The 18,120-nt window shown below is 68.8% G+C and carries 16 protein-coding genes; 3 read left to right on the forward strand and 13 right to left on the reverse strand.

Annotated features, from left to right (window positions below; genetic code table 11):
• Positions 1–6: 6 nt before the first annotated feature.
• Genes HHL11_RS23090 through HHL11_RS23100 form a run of 3 tightly spaced genes read right to left on the reverse strand, consistent with a single transcriptional unit; the run spans position 7 to position 2,239 of the window.
• The gene (locus HHL11_RS23090; protein WP_169420905.1) at positions 7–813 is read right to left on the reverse strand and encodes an ABC transporter substrate-binding protein; all 807 of its coding nucleotides are present in this window, start codon (positions 811–813) and stop codon (positions 7–9) included.
• The gene (locus tag HHL11_RS23095) at positions 810–1,508 is read right to left on the reverse strand and encodes an ABC transporter ATP-binding protein (protein ID WP_169420906.1); all 699 of its coding nucleotides are present in this window, start codon (positions 1,506–1,508) and stop codon (positions 810–812) included. The genes HHL11_RS23090 and HHL11_RS23095 overlap by 4 nt, the downstream gene beginning before the upstream one ends.
• Positions 1,505–2,239: an ABC transporter permease gene (locus HHL11_RS23100; protein WP_169420907.1), complete on the reverse strand. Its 735-nt coding sequence runs from the start codon at positions 2,237–2,239 to the stop codon at positions 1,505–1,507. The genes HHL11_RS23095 and HHL11_RS23100 overlap by 4 nt, the downstream gene beginning before the upstream one ends.
• Before the next feature lie 112 nt (positions 2,240–2,351).
• On the opposite strand from HHL11_RS23100, the gene HHL11_RS23105 reads away from it, so the two are divergent.
• Positions 2,352–3,458: a substrate-binding domain-containing protein gene (locus HHL11_RS23105; RefSeq protein WP_169420908.1), complete on the forward strand. Its 1,107-nt coding sequence runs from the start codon at positions 2,352–2,354 to the stop codon at positions 3,456–3,458.
• Between the two features lie 107 nt (positions 3,459–3,565).
• Here the strand turns inward: HHL11_RS23105 and HHL11_RS23110 are convergent, their stop codons facing one another.
• Positions 3,566–4,813: an SUMF1/EgtB/PvdO family nonheme iron enzyme gene (locus HHL11_RS23110; protein WP_240980370.1), complete on the reverse strand. Its 1,248-nt coding sequence runs from the start codon at positions 4,811–4,813 to the stop codon at positions 3,566–3,568.
• Between the two features lie 167 nt (positions 4,814–4,980).
• Here HHL11_RS23110 and HHL11_RS23115 point away from each other — a divergent pair, with 167 nt between their 5' ends.
• Both HHL11_RS23115 and HHL11_RS23120 read left to right on the forward strand, forming a co-directional pair.
• The gene (locus HHL11_RS23115) at positions 4,981–5,577 is read left to right on the forward strand and encodes a TRAP transporter small permease subunit (RefSeq protein ID WP_169420909.1); all 597 of its coding nucleotides are present in this window, start codon (positions 4,981–4,983) and stop codon (positions 5,575–5,577) included.
• 19 nt (positions 5,578–5,596) lie between these two features.
• Positions 5,597–7,357 (forward strand): TRAP transporter large permease, encoded by a 1,761-nt coding sequence (locus tag HHL11_RS23120; protein WP_205964531.1) that lies wholly within the window; start codon positions 5,597–5,599, stop codon positions 7,355–7,357.
• 42 nt (positions 7,358–7,399) lie between these two features.
• Here HHL11_RS23120 and HHL11_RS23125 read toward each other — a convergent pair whose 3' ends face one another.
• The 9 genes from HHL11_RS23125 to HHL11_RS23165 all read right to left on the reverse strand — a co-directional run bounded on the left by HHL11_RS23125 (position 7,400) and on the right by HHL11_RS23165 (position 18,069).
• Positions 7,400–8,794, reverse strand: coding sequence for an enolase C-terminal domain-like protein (locus tag HHL11_RS23125; RefSeq protein ID WP_169420910.1), 1,395 nt, complete (start codon positions 8,792–8,794; stop codon positions 7,400–7,402).
• Entirely contained in the window at positions 8,787–9,638 is an 852-nt protein-coding gene (locus HHL11_RS23130; protein ID WP_169420911.1) for a sugar phosphate isomerase/epimerase family protein, read from the reverse strand. The genes HHL11_RS23125 and HHL11_RS23130 overlap by 8 nt, the downstream gene beginning before the upstream one ends.
• A 6-nt stretch (positions 9,639–9,644) precedes the next feature.
• The gene (locus HHL11_RS23135; protein ID WP_169420912.1) at positions 9,645–11,180 is read right to left on the reverse strand and encodes a tripartite tricarboxylate transporter permease; all 1,536 of its coding nucleotides are present in this window, start codon (positions 11,178–11,180) and stop codon (positions 9,645–9,647) included.
• A gap of 19 nt (positions 11,181–11,199) precedes the next feature.
• Positions 11,200–11,733, reverse strand: coding sequence for a tripartite tricarboxylate transporter TctB family protein (locus HHL11_RS23140; protein WP_169420913.1), 534 nt, complete (start codon positions 11,731–11,733; stop codon positions 11,200–11,202).
• A 12-nt stretch (positions 11,734–11,745) separates the two neighbouring features.
• The gene (locus tag HHL11_RS23145) at positions 11,746–12,744 is read right to left on the reverse strand and encodes a tripartite tricarboxylate transporter substrate binding protein (RefSeq protein WP_169420914.1); all 999 of its coding nucleotides are present in this window, start codon (positions 12,742–12,744) and stop codon (positions 11,746–11,748) included.
• Between the two features lie 85 nt (positions 12,745–12,829).
• Positions 12,830–13,897 (reverse strand): dihydrodipicolinate synthase family protein, encoded by a 1,068-nt coding sequence (locus HHL11_RS23150; RefSeq protein ID WP_169420915.1) that lies wholly within the window; start codon positions 13,895–13,897, stop codon positions 12,830–12,832.
• 1 nt (position 13,898) lies between these two features.
• The gene (locus HHL11_RS23155) at positions 13,899–14,921 is read right to left on the reverse strand and encodes an NAD-dependent epimerase/dehydratase family protein (RefSeq protein ID WP_169420916.1); all 1,023 of its coding nucleotides are present in this window, start codon (positions 14,919–14,921) and stop codon (positions 13,899–13,901) included.
• 282 nt (positions 14,922–15,203) lie between these two features.
• Positions 15,204–16,889, reverse strand: a complete 1,686-nt coding sequence (locus tag HHL11_RS23160) for a cation:proton antiporter domain-containing protein (RefSeq protein WP_169420917.1) — start codon at positions 16,887–16,889, stop codon at positions 15,204–15,206.
• A gap of 97 nt (positions 16,890–16,986) precedes the next feature.
• Entirely contained in the window at positions 16,987–18,069 is a 1,083-nt protein-coding gene (locus tag HHL11_RS23165; protein WP_169420918.1) for a TRAP transporter substrate-binding protein, read from the reverse strand.
• Positions 18,070–18,120: the final 51 nt, after the last annotated feature.

Genomic DNA, 18,120 nt, shown 5'->3' on the forward strand with positions numbered 1-18,120 from the left:
ATGGCATCACGGGTTGGCGTCGGGGAAAAACAGCTGCTCGCCGTTGACCTTGTACGACGCGATCGTGGCCTGGCCGGCCGACGAGGTGACCCAGTCGATGAACTTCTGCGCCTCGGCCGCCTTCACGTGCGGGAACTTCTGCGGGCTCACCAGCATGACGCCGTACTGGTTGAACAGGCGCTTGTCGCCCTGCACCAGCACTGCCAGCTCGCCACGGTTCTTGAAGCTGAGCCAGGTGCCCCGGTCGGAGATCGTGTACGCATTGCTGGACGAAGCGATGTTCAGGTCCGGGCCCATGCCGCAGCCGCACTCCTTGTAGCCGCTGCCCTTGTTGTCCAGGCCGGCCTGCTTCCAGTAGCGCTTCTCGGCGGCGTCGGTGCCGCTGCGGTCGCCGCGCGAGATGAAGGGCGCGTTGGCGGCCGCCAGCTTCTTCAGCGCCGCCACGATGTCGTTGCCCTTCACGCCGGCCGGGTCGGCCTTGGGGCCGACCAGCACGAAGTCGTTGTACATCACCGGGTAGCGCTTGGGCGCATAGCCCTCGGCCACGTACTTCTCCTCGGCGGCTTGGTCGTGCACGAACAGCACGTCGGCGTCGCCGCGCCTGGCCATGTCGATGGCCTGGCCCGTGCCCACCGCCACCACCTTCACGCCAATGCCGGTGCTTTTGGTGAAGGCCGGCAGCAGGTGGCCGAACAGGCCGGACTGCTCGGTCGACGTGGTCGACGCCATCGTGATCGTGGTGGTCTGCGCCCGCGCGCCGGCTGCGAACTGCAGCGCCACGGCGGCCGCCACGAACCAATGCTTCCACTTCATCCCAGTTCTCCCCTGACAAACAGTTCGGCCTCGCGGGACGTCGCCCCGAGCGGCCCTTCGAAAAATGCCTTCACCGGCAGGTCCGCCAGCACGCGGCCCTGCTCGAGGTAAACGACGCGGGTGGCCAGGCGCTTGACCTGGCCCAGGTTATGGCTCGCAAAGACCAGCGTCATGCCGGCCTCGGCGAAATCCGCCATCAGCGACTCCACTTCGCGCTTGGCGTGGGGGTCCAGGCTGGCGGTGGGTTCGTCCAGCAGCAGCACGTGCGGCCGCAGGCCCCAGGCGCGCGCCAGCGCCATGTGCTGCAATTGCCCGCCGGACAGCGTGCGCGCATCGCGCAGCGCCACGTTGGCCAGGCCGACCTTGCCGAGGGCTGCCAGCGCGTCTTCGCGCGCCGCCTTCCACGGCCGGCCGCCCAGCCACAGGCCCAGCGCCACGTTGGTGAGCACCGAGGCGCGCAAGGCATACGGCCGCTGGAACACCATGGCCTGGCGCAGCGCGCCGTCGCGCAGCACCGAGCCGGCGCTGGCCTTCAGCAGGCCGTGCAGCACCCGCAGCAGCGTGCTCTTGCCGCTGCCGTTGGCGCCGATCAGTGCCACGTGTTCGCCGGGCGCGATGCGCAGGTCCACGCCCTTCAACGCATGGAACGCGCCGTAGCGCAGGTCCACGCCCTTCAGCTGCACCCAGGCGCTCATCCCGCCGCTCCCTGCAGCACGCCGAGCCGCTCGGTGCGCGCGCCGCGCCAGCGCGCGACGCCGGCGATCAGCGCATTCAGCGCCAGCACCACGCCCAGCAGCACGATGCCCAGGGCCAGCGCCAGCGGCAGGTCGCCCTTGCTGGTTTCCAGCGCGATGGCCGTCGTCATGACGCGGGTGAAGCCGTCGATGTTGCCGCCGACGATCATCACCGCGCCCACTTCCGAGATGGCGCGGCCGAAGCACGCCAGCAGCACCGTCAGCAGCGCATAGCGCTCGTCGAAAGCCAGCAGCAAGCTGCGCAGCAGCCCGCCCGCGCCCAGCGATTGCAGCTGCTCGCCATTGGCCCGCTCGGCATCCTCGACCACCTGGCGCGTGAGCGCGGTGCACACCGGCAGGACCAGCAGCGCCTGCGCCACCACCATGGCGGGGAAGGAAAACAGCCAGCCCAGGAAGCCGAGCGGGCCCGAGCGTGACAGCAACAGGTAGACGACCAGCCCTACGACAACGGAGGGAATGGCCAGCGAAGTGTTCAACAGGGTGATGAGCGTTCCGCGCCCGCGGAAGCGCGCCACGCCGAGCCAGGCGCCCAGCACGAGCCCCAGCTCGCAGCCGATGGCGCAGGCGCTGGCACTGACGGCCAGCGAGCGGCCCACGATGGAAAGCAGCATCGGGTCGGCGCCCAGAATCAGCGACAGGGCGCGCTCGAAGCTTTCCGCAAAACTGTTCATCGGCGGGCATGCTAATCCTTCGCGCGCTGGGGCCGCGTCGGGTCTTGCGAGTTATGAACCTGCTTGCATAGCGGTCTTCAGCGTGACAGCCCGGCTGCCGCATACTCGGGCGATGCGCAAGGTGGAACTCTCGTATTCCTTCGGCGGCCGTCCCCCGGGCGGCTGGATCCGCAATGCGCTGGTGGACCTGTTGCACGCGGTGCGCGAGGAAGGCTCCATTTCGGCGGCCGCCAAGGCGCTGGGCCTGTCCTACCGGCACGTCTGGGGCGAGCTGAAGCGCTGGGAGGCCGAGCTGGGCCAGCCGCTGATCCAGTGGGAGAAAGGCCAGCGGGCCCGGCTTTCACCCTTCGGCGAGAAGCTGCTGTGGGCCGAGCGCCAGGCGCAGGCGCGGCTGGCCCCGCAGATCGAAGCGCTGCATGCGGACCTGGAGCGCGCCTTCGCGGTGGCCTTCGACCAGGACGCGCAGGTGCTCACGCTGTTCGCGAGCCATGATGACGGCCTGTCGCTGCTGCGCGGCTTCGCGGTGGAACAGGAGCGGCTGCACCTGGACGTGCGCTTCTGCGGCAGCGTCGACGCGATCTCCGCGTTGAACGAAGGCCGCTGCACGCTGGCCGGCTTCCACAGTTCGCTGCAGCCGGGGCTGGGCAGCGTCACGCAGCGCACCTACCAGCCGCTGCTGCAGCCGGGGCATCACAAGCTGATCGGCTTTGCGCAGCGCAGCCAGGGGCTGATCGTCGCCGCGGGCAACCCGCTGCGGCTGTCGGACCTGCTGGACGTGTCGCGGCGGCAGGCGCGCTTCGTCAACCGCTCGCGGGGCACGGGCACGCGTTTGCTGTGCGACGAGCTGCTGGCCCGCGACGGCTTGCGCCCGTCGGACATCTCCGGCTACGAGCACGACGAGCCCTCGCATGCCGCGGTGGCGCTGGCGGTGGCGGCCGGCAGCGCCGATTGCGGGCTGGGCATCGAGGCCGCGGCGCGCGCGCGCGGGCTGGACTTCGTGCCCCTGCTGCAGGAGCACTACTACCTGGTGTGCCTGAAGGACGCGCTGGACCAGCCGCCGATCGCGAGCCTGCGCAAGCTGCTGCAGACGCCCGAGTGGCAGGCCCGGCTGGCGGGCTTGCCAGGCTATGCGCCCTGGCGCAGCGGCGAGGTGTTGAGCCTGAAGGCGCAGCTGCCCTGGTGGAATCTGCCGCCGAAGAAGAAGCTCCGCGCCGCTTGAGGCCGCAGCTGTAGGGTGCGCAGCTCCGCTGCGCACCGCACGCTCGTCGTCCTCGTGAGGTGCGCAGCAAAGCTGCGCACCCTACATTGGCAACATTGACATCCCCGTCAAAGCGCGCAGGTCCGGAAGCCGACGAAACTTTCGTCCCGTTCCGGCAGCGCCCACCAGCGCGCCCGCAGGTTCTTCATCCGCGCGCGGGTCGCGAACGACGCCCCGCGCTGCACCCGCGCGATGCCGAACACCGACGACGGCTCCAGCTCCGCATGCGCCGACCAGGCATCGGCGTGATAACCCGCCCACGGCCGCAAGGTACCGGCCGTCCATTCGCGCACCTCGCCCCAGCGGAAGCCCCGGCGCGCTCCGGCATGCGCCGCGACTTCCCACTCGGCTTCGGTCGGCAGCCGCCGGCCGGCCCAGCGGGCCCAGGCGTCGGCCTCCCACCAGCTCGCATGCAGCACGCTCTGCGTCGGCCCCATGCGCGCCGCGCGGCCGAACAGGTTCTGCAGCACCGCGCCGCTCGCCACGCCGATCTGCTCCACGTGGCGCGGCCCGCGGCGGCCTTCGATCTGCGCCTCGCGCTCCAGCCACTCCCAGCCCTGCGGATGCCAGAACTCCGGGCGGTCGTAGCCCTCGTCGTCGATGAACTCGACGAACTGCGCCCAGCTCACCGCCTGCGCATCGATCTCGAATTCCGGCACGGCCACCGCTTCGGCGCCCTGCTCCACGCCCAGCGCGAATCCGCCATCGGGCCAGCCCAGGCTCCAGCGCGTGGCCGGCAGCACCAGCGGCGGCCGCGCCTGCACGCCCCCAGGCAGCTGCAGCCCCAGCGGCACGCCCACGGTCTGGGCCAGCACGGCCAGCTGCTCGCAGCGCAGGTCTTCGTGGAACAGCGCCAGGCGGAAGAAGTACAGCGCGTCGTCGCTGTCGTCGGCCTTGTCCAACAGGTCCAGCGTCGTTTCCAGCGTGTCCAGCAGGTAGGCCTTGACGTGTTCCAGCGGCGGCAGGGCCGGCGACCAGCGCTCCGCGTGCGAGCGCACGCGCGGGTCGAACCAGGCATCGGCCTGCGGTTCCACCGAGCCGATGCGCACGGCGTCGGCGGGGCAGCGCGGGCCCAGCGCCCGCTGCGGATTGCGGGCGATCCAGTATTCGGCCAGCCAGGCAATGTGGCCCGCGACCCACAGGGGCGGCAGCGTGTCCGGTGCCTGCGGCACTTCGAGCCTTTCGCCGAGCGCGGCCTCGAACCGCGCCAGCAGCTGCAGGGTGTGGTTGCGCGCGTCCATCAGCGCCAGCGACAGGCGCTCCCGGTCGGCGCTGCGCATCGCGGGGGAGTCGATCACGGCGTTGAGGGCGTGCATGGTGGTGATTCGGCGGAACGGACGCTCGGCGCAAGCACGGACAAACCCCTATGCCCGTGAAGCTCGAGCGTCACGATGCTGTCAGGTTGCTCGAAACCCCGTTCCTAGAATTTCCTTCTTACTCTAACTGACAGAATGGGGAGGCGTCTGCCCTCCCTGGAGACAACATGCGCGCCCTACTCCGCTTCTCGCGGGCCGTGGATTCCCTCAACGCCTTCGTCGGCCGCTGGGTCCTCTGGCTCATTCTCGCATCGACGGTCATCAGCGGCATCAACGCCATCGTCCGCAAGGCCTTCAACACCAGTTCCAACGCCTACCTCGAGGTGCAGTGGTACCTGTTCGCCGCGGCTTTCCTGCTGGCGTCGGGCTACACGCTGCTGCAGGGCGAGCACGTGCGGATCGACGTCCTGGCCAGCCGCCTGTCCAAGCGCAAGCAGATCTGGATCGACATCATCGGATTCACGCTGTTCCTCACGCCGATGTGCCTGGTGGTGCTGTACTTCGGCATCCCCTTCTTCCTGCAAGGCTTCCACTCGGGCGAGATGTCCTCCAACGCCGGCGGGCTGATCCGCTGGCCCGTCTACCTGATGATGCCCGTGGGCTTCACGCTGCTGCTGCTGCAGGGCCTGTCGGAGCTGGTCAAGCGCATCGCCTTCCTGCAAGGCCTGATCCCCGACCCGACGGCCAAGGCCGCGGCGAAATCGGCCGAGGAGGAACTGGCCGAAGAAATCCGGCGCCTGGCAGAACGGGACAGCAAGGCCTGAGCCCCGGAGGAAAACAACAATGATCCAGTTCATCACGCAGAACCTCGCCCCGATCATGTTCCTGGGGCTGATCGTGTTCATGCTGTTCGGCTTCCCGGTGGCTTTCAGCCTCGGGGCCTGCGGCCTCTTCTTCGGCATCGTCGGCATCGAGCTCGGCGTGCTGCCCGAGTCGCTGATGCAGGCGCTGCCGCTGCGCATCTTCGGCATCATGCAGAACGACACGCTGCTGGCCATCCCCTTCTTCACCCTGATGGGGCTGATCCTCGAACGCAGCGGCATGGCGGAGGACCTGCTGGACACCATCGGCCAGCTGTTCGGCCCGGTGCGCGGCGGCCTGGCGCTGGCCGTGATCTTCGTCGGCGCGCTGCTCGCCGCGACCACCGGCGTGGTGGCCGCGTCCGTGATCTCCATGGGCCTGATCTCGCTGCCGATCATGCTGCGCTACGGCTACGACCGGCGGCTGGCCAGCGGGGTCATCGCGGCGTCGGGCACGCTGGCGCAGATCATTCCGCCTTCGCTGGTGCTGATCGTGCTGGCCGACCAGCTGGGACGCAGCGTCGGCGACATGTACAAGGGCGCCTTCATCCCCGGCTTCATGCTGACCGGGATGTACGCGGGCTATGTCATCCTGCTGGCGATCTTCAAGCCCACCTGGGTGCCGGCGCTGCCGCCGGAGGCGCGCTCCATCCGCGAGGACAACGGCAAGAGCGGCATTCCCTCGCTGCTGGTGCTGACGGCCATCTCCGCCGGCCTGGCGATCTGGATGGGTGAGAACTACGCCCGCATCGTCGCCTGGAGCAAGGGCGCGACCGAAATCACGCCGGTGGCGACCGACGAGACCATCGTGGTGTCGCTGTGCGCCGGCGTGATGCTGGCTTTCGTGATCGCCGTCGTCAACAAGGTGAGCGGCCTCAAGTTGCTGTCGAAGATGGCCGAGCGCGTCACCTTCGTGCTGATCCCGCCGCTGCTGCTGATCTTCCTGGTGCTGGGCACCATCTTCCTGGGCATCGCGACGCCCACCGAAGGCGGCGCCATGGGCGCGCTGGGCGCCACCATCATGGCGGCGGCCCGCGGCCGGCTGTCCTTCAGCCTGCTGAAGCAGGCGCTGAACACCACCACCAAGCTGGCCTGCTTCGTGGTGTTCATCCTGATCGGCTCGACCTTCTTCAGCCTGGTGTTCCAGGGCGTGGACGGCCCGCGCTGGGTGGAGCACCTGCTGACCAGCCTGCCCGGCGGCCAGCTGGGCTTCCTGATCGTGGTGAACATCCTGGTGTTCTTCCTGGCGTTCTTCCTCGACTTCTTCGAGCTGTCCTTCATCGTGGTGCCGCTGATCGGCCCCGTGGCGGAAAAGCTGGGCGTGGACCTGATCTGGTTCGGCGTGCTGCTGGGCGTGAACATGCAGACCTCGTTCATGCACCCGCCTTTCGGCTTCGCGCTGTTCTACCTGCGCAGCGTGGCGCCGGAGAAGGAGTACATCGACAAGATCACGCGCAAGGCGATCGCGCCGGTGACCACCATGCAGATCTACTGGGGCGCGGTGCCCTTCGTGCTGATCCAGATCGTCATGGTGGGCATGATCATCGCCTTCCCCAAGATCGTGTCGCGCGACGTGGAACAGAAGATCGACCTGGACAAGGTGAAGATCGAGATGCCCGACGCGCCCTCCTATGGCCCGGCGCAGGATCCGCTGGCGCCGCCGGCGGCACCGGGGAGCGCGCCCGGCGCGGGCGACGACGACGAACAGAAGAAGATGGACGAACTGTTCGGCACCAAGAAGTAAGCAAGGCAAGGGCCCCGCAAGGGCCCTTTTTCATGCGCGCGCTTACAACGCCGGCACGCCGGCGAAGTCCGGCAGCACGGCGCTGGCAAAACCGGGCTGCGCGAGCGAGCCGAGCGCGATGCGCCCCTCGCGGATGCGCAGGCGCACCGCGCCGTGGCTGTCCTCGTACAGGTCCGGGTGGGCGAGCAGGAAGGCCTGCTGCTCCGCGGTCGGCAAAGCCGCCATGCCGTTGACGTAGTGGTGGCCGTTGCGCTCCACGTGCGTGATCCCCAGCAGGTTCACCAGGGCCAGGTCCTGCTGCACGGCCAGCCCCGCCTGCGTGGTGAGGTCCTCGGCCGAGAGGAAGTAGTGGTTCGAGTCTTCCTCATGGTTCCACGCGTCGCAGCGCGCCGCATTGAGGACCGACTTGTAGAAGCCCTTGCAGGTCTTGGACGAGACGCCGCTGTAGCCGCGTGCGCGGGCCCGCACGAATGAATCGAGCTCGCCGTCCGATTCGTCGATGATCACCGGCCGGCCCAGGTCCGCCTGCCGCAGGTCCACGTCCAGCGCCAGCTTGCGCGCGATCGGCTGCTCGATGAACAGGATGGACTGCCACAGGCGCTGCAAGCGCGGCGTCGCGCGGATGCGGCGCACCAGCTCCAGCACGCCGTCGGCGCTCTCGTACTGCTCGTTGCCGTCCAGCGAGGCGAAGTAGGGTTGCGGCGAGCGATCCAGGACCGAAGCGATGGCCTGCAGGCGCGCGAGATCGGCCTCCACCTTGCCGCCCACCTTCAGCTTGAAGTAGCGGTGGCCGTAAGCGGCGACCACTTCTTCCAGCGTTTCGGGCAGGCCGTCGCCCACTCTCTCTGTTTGATCGCTCGCGGTGATCGCATCGACCAGGCCCACCGTGTGGCGCGCGTGGATGCTGCCGGCGGGACGCAGTCCGGCCAGGAAGGAATCGAAATCGAAACCGGGGAAGGCAAGCCCCGGCAGGTTGGCGCGCATCGCTTCGTAGAAGGAAACGCCCAGCGCGCGGCACAGCGCATCGAGGACGGCCCGGTCCACCAGCGCCGGCCCGTAGGCGGCCAGCAGCGGGTTGAAGCCTTGTTGGCTCGCAGCTTCGCGATGCGCTTCGTGGTGGCGCGCGAACTGGCCGAAGGCGGTAGCGGCGCTCGCGTCGGCCAGGTAGGCCCCGCGCGCCATCCGCGTGACGGCGCGCAGCTGCTCGAAGTTGTCCTCGTTCGTCAGCGCCAGGTTCTTGTCGAACCACTTGGGCGCCATCAGCTCCGCCGCCGCGCCCCAGGCGCTGCGGCCATCGGGCAGCTCGATGCGCGCGCGGGCAAAAGCCTGCGGCGACTCGGTGAGCGTGACCACGCCGAAGCGGAAAGGCATGCGCAGTTTCACCGGCCGCTCGTGCAGCGCGATCTCGCGGATGCGGAAAGTCAGGGGTTCAGCCATGGCCCTCCTGGCCGCTCAGCACGCCTTGCAGGTAGCCGATGGCGCGGGCGGCGCAGCCCGGGCCGTCGGGGACGTAGTCGAAAGGTTCGGCGGCAACGATGCCGGGGAACTGCCCCAAAGCTGCGGCATCGCGCAGCACGCGCAGGATGGGGCCGAAGTCGAGGTCGCCCTGCCCCGGCCCGCGCCGATTGGGGTCGTTCACCTGCACGTGGCCGATCAGGCCGGTAGGCAGCCAGCGCTGCATCAAGGCATGCACCGGCTCGCTTTCGGCCTGGCCGGCGGCGCTGCAGTCGATCATCGTGCGCAGCGCCGGCTGGCCGACCTCGCGCACCAGTTCCGCCGCTTCGGCCACCGTGTTCAGCAGGTCGGTCTCGCGCGGCGACAGCGGTTCCACGCAGTAGATGACGCCCGCTTGCGCGGCGGCCTTCGCTGCTTGCGCAAAGCAGTCACGGGCCCGCTCGTAAGCCTGCGCGCGGCTGCTCCCGGCCGGCACGCTGCGCTGCTTCGGCGAGCCGTGCACGAGGTAGCTGCCGCCCAAGAGCGCGCACAACTCGCACAGCCGCTGCATCACGGCAACCGTGCGGCTGCGCACCGCCGCGTCCTCATCGACGATGGACAGGCCCGCCGGCGCCACCAGCAGCCAGTGCAGGCCGAAGATCTTCAAACCGTGGTCTTCGGCAACGCGCCGCAACACCGCGGCCTCGCTGTCCTTCAAGGCCATGGGATCGGCGGCCAGCGTGAACGGCGCCACCTCCAGGCCGTCGTAGCCCAGGTCCGCGGCCAGCTTGCACTGCTGCGCGAAAGGCAGCGGTTGCAGGACTTCGTTGCAGAGGGCGAAGCGCATGCGTCTTCAGGCCTGCCGCGCGAACAGCGAACGCACGCCATCGGTGACCGCGGCGCGGGTGCGGACCACCGCGCCCTTGAAGGCCGGCACGTACAGCAGGATCGTGAAGATGGTGACCGCCGCGAAGGCCATCGAGATCGGCCGCGTGAAGAACGGGGCCAGGTTCCCGTCCGACAGCACCAGGCCGCGGCGCAGGCTCTTGTCCAACAGCGGGCCGAGCACCAGGCCCAGCACCAGCGGCGCCATCTCGTAGCCGCGGCGGCGCAGGAAGAAGGCGCCGACGCCGATGGCCAGCATCGCATAGATGTCGAACAGGCGCGACGCGGTGGCGAAGGCGCCCACCGTGCACAGCAGGAACACGATCGGCATCAGGATGGCGCGCCGCACGCGCAGCACCTTCAGCAGCGGCCGCACGCCGAACAGTCCGAACAGCAGGATGGCGATCGAGGCCAGCGTGGTCATGGCGACCACGTGGTAGATGAATTGCGGATGCTGGATCATCAGCATCGGCCCGGGCTGGATGCCGTGGATGATCATCGCCGCCATCAGCACCGCCGACGGCGCGGAGCCGGGGATGCCCAGCGCCAGCGAGGGAATGATGTGGCCCGGGATCGAGGCCATGTCGCCGGTCTCGGCGGCCATCAGGCCGTCGATGGAACCCTTGCCGAACTGCTCTTTCTCCTTGCTCACGGCCTTGGCGGCGGCATAGGACATCCAGGCGCCGGAGTCCTCGCCCACGCCGGGCAGCAGGCCGGTGAGCACGCCGATGATCCCGGAGCGCAGCACCGTCCACTTGTACTGGACCACCTCGCGCCAGCGCGGCAGCACCGAGTCCTTCAGCTCGATCATCTTGCGCTCCACCGGCTGCGCCAGCGTGGTCAGCACTTCCGCCATGCCGAAGGCGCCGACCAGCGCGGGGATCAGCGCGATGCCGCCGGAGAGCTGGTCCCAGCCGAAGGTGAAGCGGTCGAAGGCATACAGGCCTTCCTGCCCGACCTGCGCGATGAACAGGCCCAGCAGGCCCATCAGCCAGCCCTTGAGCGGGTCCTTGCCGACGATGCTGCCGGACATGGTGACGCCGAACAGCGCCAGCCAGAAGAATTCGAAGGCGCCGAACTGCAAGGCCACTTCGGCCAGCATCGGCGTGAAGGCCGCCAGGCACAGCACGCCGATCAGGGTGCTGACGAAGGCCCCCGAGGTGGCAATGCCGATCGCGCGGCCCGCTTCGCCGCGCAACGCCAGCGCGTAACCGTCGGCGCAGGACGCCGCGTTGGCGGCCGTGCCGGGGATGTTCAAGAGGATCGCCGTGCGCGAGCCGCCATACAGCGCGCCGACATAGGAACAGATCAGGACCAGGATGGCGTCGTTGGCCTGCAGCTTGATGGTGAGCGTGGTCAGCAGCGCGATGGCCAGCGTGGCCGACAGGCCAGGCAGCATGCCCATCGTGATGCCGACGAAAGCCCCGCCGAGGCCGTAGGCCAGCGTCAGCGGGTTCATGAAGCTCAGGTAGGCGTTGCCGAGGTCGGCGAGTCCCTGGAACATGGTGTCGTGTCGAAATGGATCAGGGCAGGCGCACCAGGAACAGTTCCTGGAACACCAGCTGGATGGCAATGGCGGCGCACAGGCCGACGACGATGGCCTGGGCCCAGGTCTTCGCTGTCAGCACACGCTCTTGCGGGTCGGGGTTCATGCGTTGCAGCACGAGGATGGTGGTCGCGACGAACAGCGCGGACGCCACCCAGAACGGCAGGCCGTGGCCGACCAGGCCGGCGGCATAGCCGATGCACAGCACCAGGATGACGGCGATGCGCACCCGCTGCGCGCGCTGCTCCGGCGTGGCCGGCACGCGTGCCTCGTGCAGGGCGCCGCGCCGCCAGCTGCGCAAGGCGAGCACGCTGCCCAGGAGGATCATCGCCGCCCCCAGCAGGCCCGGCAGCAGGCCGGGCACCGTGTAGGGGTTGATGTTCTGGCTCTGCAGGCGGTCCATGGTGAGCGAGCCCACCAGGATCGCCACGCCCAGCGCGATCCAGCCGGTCGCGTCGTGCAGGTCGGCGCGGGCCGGACTGTGATCGTGCTCGCTGGACGATGCGGACATGCGCTCTCCTGCTTACGGCTTGGGAATGCCGACGGTGTCCGGCGAGACCTTGGTCTTGCCGCTGTCATGCAGGTTCCAGGCGTTCATCTGCACCGCGGGCCACACGGCCTTCTGCGCCTCGTCGCCATACAGCGGGGCGAACAGCGCGCCGCGGCTGGTGGCGTACTTCTTCAGCACGTCGCTCTTGGCGATGTTCTGGGCCCAGATGCGTTCGACCGTCTTCACCACGTCGTCGGGCACGCCCTTGGGAATGAAGATGCCGAAGAAGTTGGCCGGCGCATTGAAGCCGGGCACGCTGGCCGACAGCGGGGGGATGGTGCCGTAGCCTTCCAGCTCCAGCGGCTTGTCGCTGACGGTGGCCAGCGGGCGCAGGCGCTTGCCGCGGATCATGTCGGCCTGTTCCACCGCGAGCTGGGTGGTGAGGTCGGCTTCGCCGGCGACGGTGGCCACCACGGCGGGGTTGCCGCCGTCATAGGACACTTCCTTGTACTTGACGCCGGTGTGCTTGACGATGGAGTCCATCGCCGCGTGCGCGGCGGAGGTGACGCCGGCGGTGGCCACGCTGATCTGGCCGGGACGCTTCTTCATGTCGTCGATCAGTTCCTGCGCGTTCTTCCAGGGCCGGCCCGGGTTCACGCCGATCACCTGGATGTTGGCGACGTTCAGGAACAGGTGCCAGTCCTTGATGCTGGTGTTGACCGAGCCCAGCGACTGGTAGGCGCCCAGGTCCTGCGCGGCGCCGGCGGTCCAGGTGTAGCCGTCCTTGGGCGCTTCGAGCGCGCTCTTGGTGCCGATGGCGCCGGACGCGCCCGGCTGGTTGATGATGACGATGGTCTGGCCCAGCGCCTTTTCCAGTTCGGCCGCGGTGACGCGCGTGACCTGGTCGGTGGAACCGCCTGCGGCCCAGGGCACGATCAGGTTGATCGGGCGGGTGGGTTTCCAGTTCTGGGCGGCGGCCGGCAGGGCGACGGCGGCGAGGATGGCGGCGGTCAGGAAGAGGCGTTTGTGCATGGGTTGTCTCCTGTAATTCCCCAGTTGGTTAATTAATCCACTCTACGGGCCAGCCGCAGTCGCTGTCAACGCGGCTTGCCCTACTTCACCCCAACCAACGCTCCCGGTGTTCGGCGACGAAGGCGTCATCCGTGAGGTGCGGGTAGTCGCGGCTCACGCGCGTCAGGGCTTCGGCCTGGCCCGGGCTCAAGCCCTCTCCCGGGTCGAGGCACCAGGTGCCTTGCAACAGGCCTTGGCGGCGCAGGATCTCGTGGCAGCCGGCAATGCAACCGTGGAAGTCGTGCGCGACGTCGAACAGCGCCGCATTGCAGTCGGTCACCTGGCTGTCCAGCGCCAGCAGGTCCAGCGGCGCGCTGCCCTTCTCCACCGCGGCGTGGATGCGATCGAGCAGTTGCACGGCGGCGCGCGCCCAAACGCTCCAGTGCCCCAGCAAGCCGCCACGGATGCGCACCGTCACCGGCGCGCCGTCGCGCACGAAGGTGAAGGGCGCGACCAGGTCCAGCACGATGTGGTCGTCGTTGCCGGTGTAGAGCGTGACGCGTTCCTCCGCGCCGGCCGCGACCACGCCGCGGATCACGTCCTGCGTGCGGTAGCGGTGGAAGGGCGCCATCTTGATCGCCACCACGTTGTCGATGGAGGCGAAGCGCTTCCAGAAAGTCATCGGCAGGTGGATGCCGCCCACCGCCGGCTGCAGGTAGAAGCCCACCAGCGGCATCACCTCCGCCACCGCGCGGCAATGCGCGACGATCTCGTCGTCGCTGGCGCCCTTCATCGCCGCGAGGCTGAGGAGGCCCGCGTGGTAGCCGAGGCCGCGCGCGATCTTCGCTTCGCGCTGCGCCTGCCCGGTGCGGCCCGCGAGGCCCGCGACCATGAACAGCGGACGCTTGCCGCCCAGCGGCTCCCACTCGCGCGCGGCCTGCATCGCCTGTTCGAGCACGGGCTCATACAGGCCGACGTCGCGGATCGCGAACTGCGTCGAGTGCACGCCCACCGCCACGCCGCCGGCGCCGGCGTCGAGGTAGTAGCGCGTCATCGCGCGCTGGCGGCGGGTATCGAGTTTGCGATTCGCGTCGAGCGCCAGCAGGTGCGCGGGGATGACCGAGCCGCGGCGCAATACCGCGAGCGAGTCTTGCGGGATGGCGGACCAGTGCATCTCAATACTTTCCGTCGCGCGCTTCGTAATGCGTGGGCTTGCCGTGGCTGGCGCCACCACGCTGCACCCAGTCGGCGGTCCAATCGAGCATGCGGTCCAGCGCCACCCGGGGCTGGCCGAACAGGCGGAAGGCTTCCGCGCAATCGACCAGCCAGGCCGTTTCGGCTTCCTGGCCGGTGAACACCGGCGCGACGCCCAGCCGGTCGCCCAGCGCCTTGGCAGCGGCGCGGATGCTCACCTTGGGGCCGCTCAGGTTCAGCCCGCTGGTGGGCGCGGTGCAGTGCGCCAGCGAGCGCAGCGCCCAGTCGTTGGCATCGCCCTGCCAGATGATGTTGGCGTAGCCCATCGCCAGGTCGATCGGCTGCTGGTTCATCACCTTGGTCGCCACGTCGTGCAGCACGCCGTAGCGCATGTCGATGGCATAGGACAGGCGCAGCAGGCGGCCCGGCGTGCGCAGCGCATGCGAGAAGTGCTCGAACATCCGCTCGCGCGCGACGCAGGAGTTGGCGTATTCGCCGGAAGGCGCGGTGGGCGGAACGTCTTCCTTCGCGCCCTCGCCCGCCGTGCTGGTGAAGGGATAGACACAGGCGGTGGAGAAGGCGACGATGCGCGAGCGGGCGAAGCGCTCGGCCACCAGCGCCGGCACGTGCGCGTTCATGGCCCACGTCAGCCACTCGCTGCCCGTGGAGCCGAACTTGCGGCCGGCCATGAAGACGATGTTCGGCGCCTCGGGCAAGCCGGCCAGCGCTTCGCGCGAGAGCAGGTCGGCTGCTATGCATTCGACGCCCCAGCCCTCCAGGCGTTCGCGCAGGCCAGGTTCGGAGAAGCGGGCGACGCCGATCACGCGCCGCTGCGGGTCGGCGCGGCGGGCCATGCGGGCCAGCGTGGGGCCCATCTTGCCGCCCACGCCCAGGACCATCAGGTCGCCCGGCGCCTGCGCCAGCGCGCGCGCAAGTTCGGGCGTCGGCCGGCTCAGGAGCTCCTCGAGCGCCTCGACGTCGGCAATGCGTTGCGGCAGGTCCATGGATCCTCCTTGCTGCCCGCACTATTCACCAGATGGTGAATTAAGACAACGGGAGAACCCCTAGAACGGCCAACTACCAACTGCCGGACGCAAAAGACGCAAAGGTGCGCAAAAGACGCAAAAAAAGACCAAATGCCTTTTTTGGTTCATCGCGGGCTCACCCAAAAACAGAATGCCTTTTTTGCGTCCTTTGCGTAACCTTCGCGCCCTTTGCGTCCGGAAGTCTGCCTTCCTTTGCGTCCGGCAGTCCGCCTTCGTTTGCGGCCGGCAGTCCGCCTTCCCTCAAGCCGCGCAGCGCTCCAGCACGTGCCGCGTCATCGCATGCGCCAGCTCGGTTTCGCCGACGAACACCCGGGCGGCGATTTCCTGCGCCAGGCGGCTGCCTTCTTCCTCGTTGTGGGTGCGCACGACGATCTCGATGCCGGGGTTCAGCAGCCGCGCGTTGTCCGCCATGCGGCGCACGTCCAGCGTGTCCGGCGTGGCGATCACCAGCATGCGGGCGCGGGCGATGTGCGCCTGCACCAGCACCTCCGGCAGGCCCGCGTCACCGAACACCGCCGGCACGCCCTGCTTGCGCAGGCTCTCCACGATCTCGCGGTTCTGCTCGGCCACCACATAAGGGATGCTGTTCGCGGCCAGCGCTTCGGCCACCTTGCGCCCGACGCGTCCATGGCCCACCAGCACCACCTGGCGCGACAGGTACTTCTCCTCGGTCGCGGCGGGCAGTTCGGCCAGCGGGTCGTCGCGGGCGGCCAGGTCGCGGGCGAACTGCGAGCGCGCCAGCAGCCAGCGCTGCAAGGGCTGCATCGCGCGGAACACCACCGGATTGATCGCGATGGAAATCAGCGCCCCGGCCACCACCAGGCTTTGCGCGTCCTTGGGCATCACGCCGAGCGAGCCGCCCAGCGCGATCAGGATGAAGGAGAACTCGCCGATCTGCGCCAGGCTGGCCGAGACGGTGAGCGCCGTGTGCAGCGGATAGCGCAGCAACAGTACCAGCACAGCTGCCGCCACCGACTTGCCGAACACGATGATGCCGACGACGGCCAGCACGCGCAGCGGCGCGTCGATGAGGATGTGCCAGTCGAACAGCATCCCGACCGAGACGAAGAACAGCACGGCGAAGGCGTCGCGCAGCGGCAGCGTCTCTTCCGCGGCGCGGTGGCTGAACTGCGACTCGCGCAGCACCATGCCGGCGAAGAAGGCACCCAGCGCGAAGGAGACGCCGAACACCAGCGTCGCGCCGTAGGCGATGCTCACCGCCGCTGCGACCACGCACAGCGTGAACAGCTCGCGCGAACCGACGCGCTGCACCTGCCACAGTACCCACGGGAACAGGCGCCGGCCGACCATCAGCATCAGCACGACGAACAGGCCCACCTGCAGCAAGGTGCGGCCCACGCTCCACCAGATCTCCTGCGCGCTCAGGTCGCCCGTGCCGGCCAACACGCCGGCCAGCGGCGGCAGCAGCACGAGCACCAGCACCATCGCCAGGTCTTCCACCACCAGCCAGCCCACCGCGATGCGGCCGTTGAAGCTGTCCAGGATGCCCAGGCTTTCCAGCGCACGCAGCAGCACCACCGTGCTTGCGCAGGACAGCGACAGGCCGAACACCAATGCAGCCGGCAGGCTCCAGCCCCACAGCTTGGCGGCGCCCATGCCGAAAGCGGTGGCGACCACCATCTGCACCACGGCGCCGGGGATCGCGATGCGGCGCACCGCCAGCAGGTCTTCGAAGGAGAAGTGCAGGCCCACGCCGAACATCAGCAGCATCACGCCGATCTCGGCGAGCTGCGAAGCGATGTGCGTGTCGGCGACGAAGCCGGGCGTGAACGGGCCGATCAGCACGCCGGCGAGCAGGTAGCCCACCAGGGCCGGCAGCCTGGCGCGCGCGGCGAAAAAGCCGAGCACGAGGGCCAGGCCCAGGCCAGCGGCAATGGTGGTGATGAGGGGCAGGTCGTGGTCCATGTCGGGACCACTCTAACGCATGGCGCAACGGCGAAGGCCCGCCGAAGCGGGCCTTGCACGAGCCGGGGCGCGCAGCGCCGCGGCAGTCATCGCGTCGTCAGACCTTTACGGTCGTCATGTAGCTGTCGTAGCGGAATTCGGAGAAGCGGGTCCACAGCAGCTGGTCGCGCTGGAAGGCGCGCATGTCCTGGTGGATCTTCTTGAACTCGGGCGACTTGGCCTCGTGCTCGGCGAACACTTCCATCGAAGCCTTGAAGCCGGCGTCCATCAGCTCCTTGGAGAAGGGCTTCAGTTGCGTCTTGTTGGCCACCAGGCGCTTCAGCGCGACGGGGTTCACGGCGTCGTACTTGGCCGTCATGTCGCGCGCGGCCACCTTGGTCGCGGCTTCCAGGATCGCCTTGTTCTCCGGCGACAGCGCGGCGAGCGCCTTCTGGTTGACGAAGAACTCCAGCTCGGCGCCGCCTTCCCACCAGCCCGGGTAGTAGTAGAAGGGCGCGACCTTGGCGAAGCCCAGCTTCTCGTCGTCGTAGGGGCCGACGAATTCCACGGCGTCCAGCGTGCCCTTTTCCAGGGCCTGGTACACCTCGCCGGCCGGCATGTTCTGCGGCACCACGCCCAGCTTGGCCATCGCCTCGCCGAACAGGCCGCCGCCCATGCGCATCTTCAGGCCCTTCAGGTCGGCGACCGTCTTGATCTCCTTGCGGTACCAGCCGCCCATCTGGGTGCCGGTGTTGCCCGCGCTGAAGCTCTTGATGTTGAAGTTGGCGTAGAAGGCGTCCAGCAGCTTGCGGCCGTTGCCGTGCTCCATCCAGCTGTCCATCTGGCGCGCGGTCAGGCCGAAGGGCACGGCGCAGCCGAAGGCGAAGATGGGGTCCTTGCCGGTGTGGTAGTAAGGCGCCGTCTGCGCCATCTCGATGGTGCTGTTCTGCAGCGCGTCCACGACGCCGAAGGCGGGCATCAGCTCGCCGGCGGCGTGCACGGAGATCTCGAACTTGCCGCCCGAGAGGTCATGCACGGTCTGGGCCATCTTCTCGGCGCTGCCGAAGATGGTGTCCAGCGACTTCGGGAAGGCGGAGGCGAGGCGCCAGCGCAGGGCGGCCTGCGCGCGCACGGCGGGGGCGGCGCCCGCGGCCAGCACGCCGGCGATGCCCGCGTGCTTGAGGATGGAACGACGGTCCATGGGAATCAGTCTCCTGTCAGGTATGAGCTTGTGCGCGGCGATGATGCGCGA

It is taken from the genome of Ramlibacter agri (genome assembly GCF_012927085.1).
Lineage (GTDB): Bacteria > Pseudomonadota > Gammaproteobacteria > Burkholderiales > Burkholderiaceae_C > Ramlibacter > Ramlibacter agri.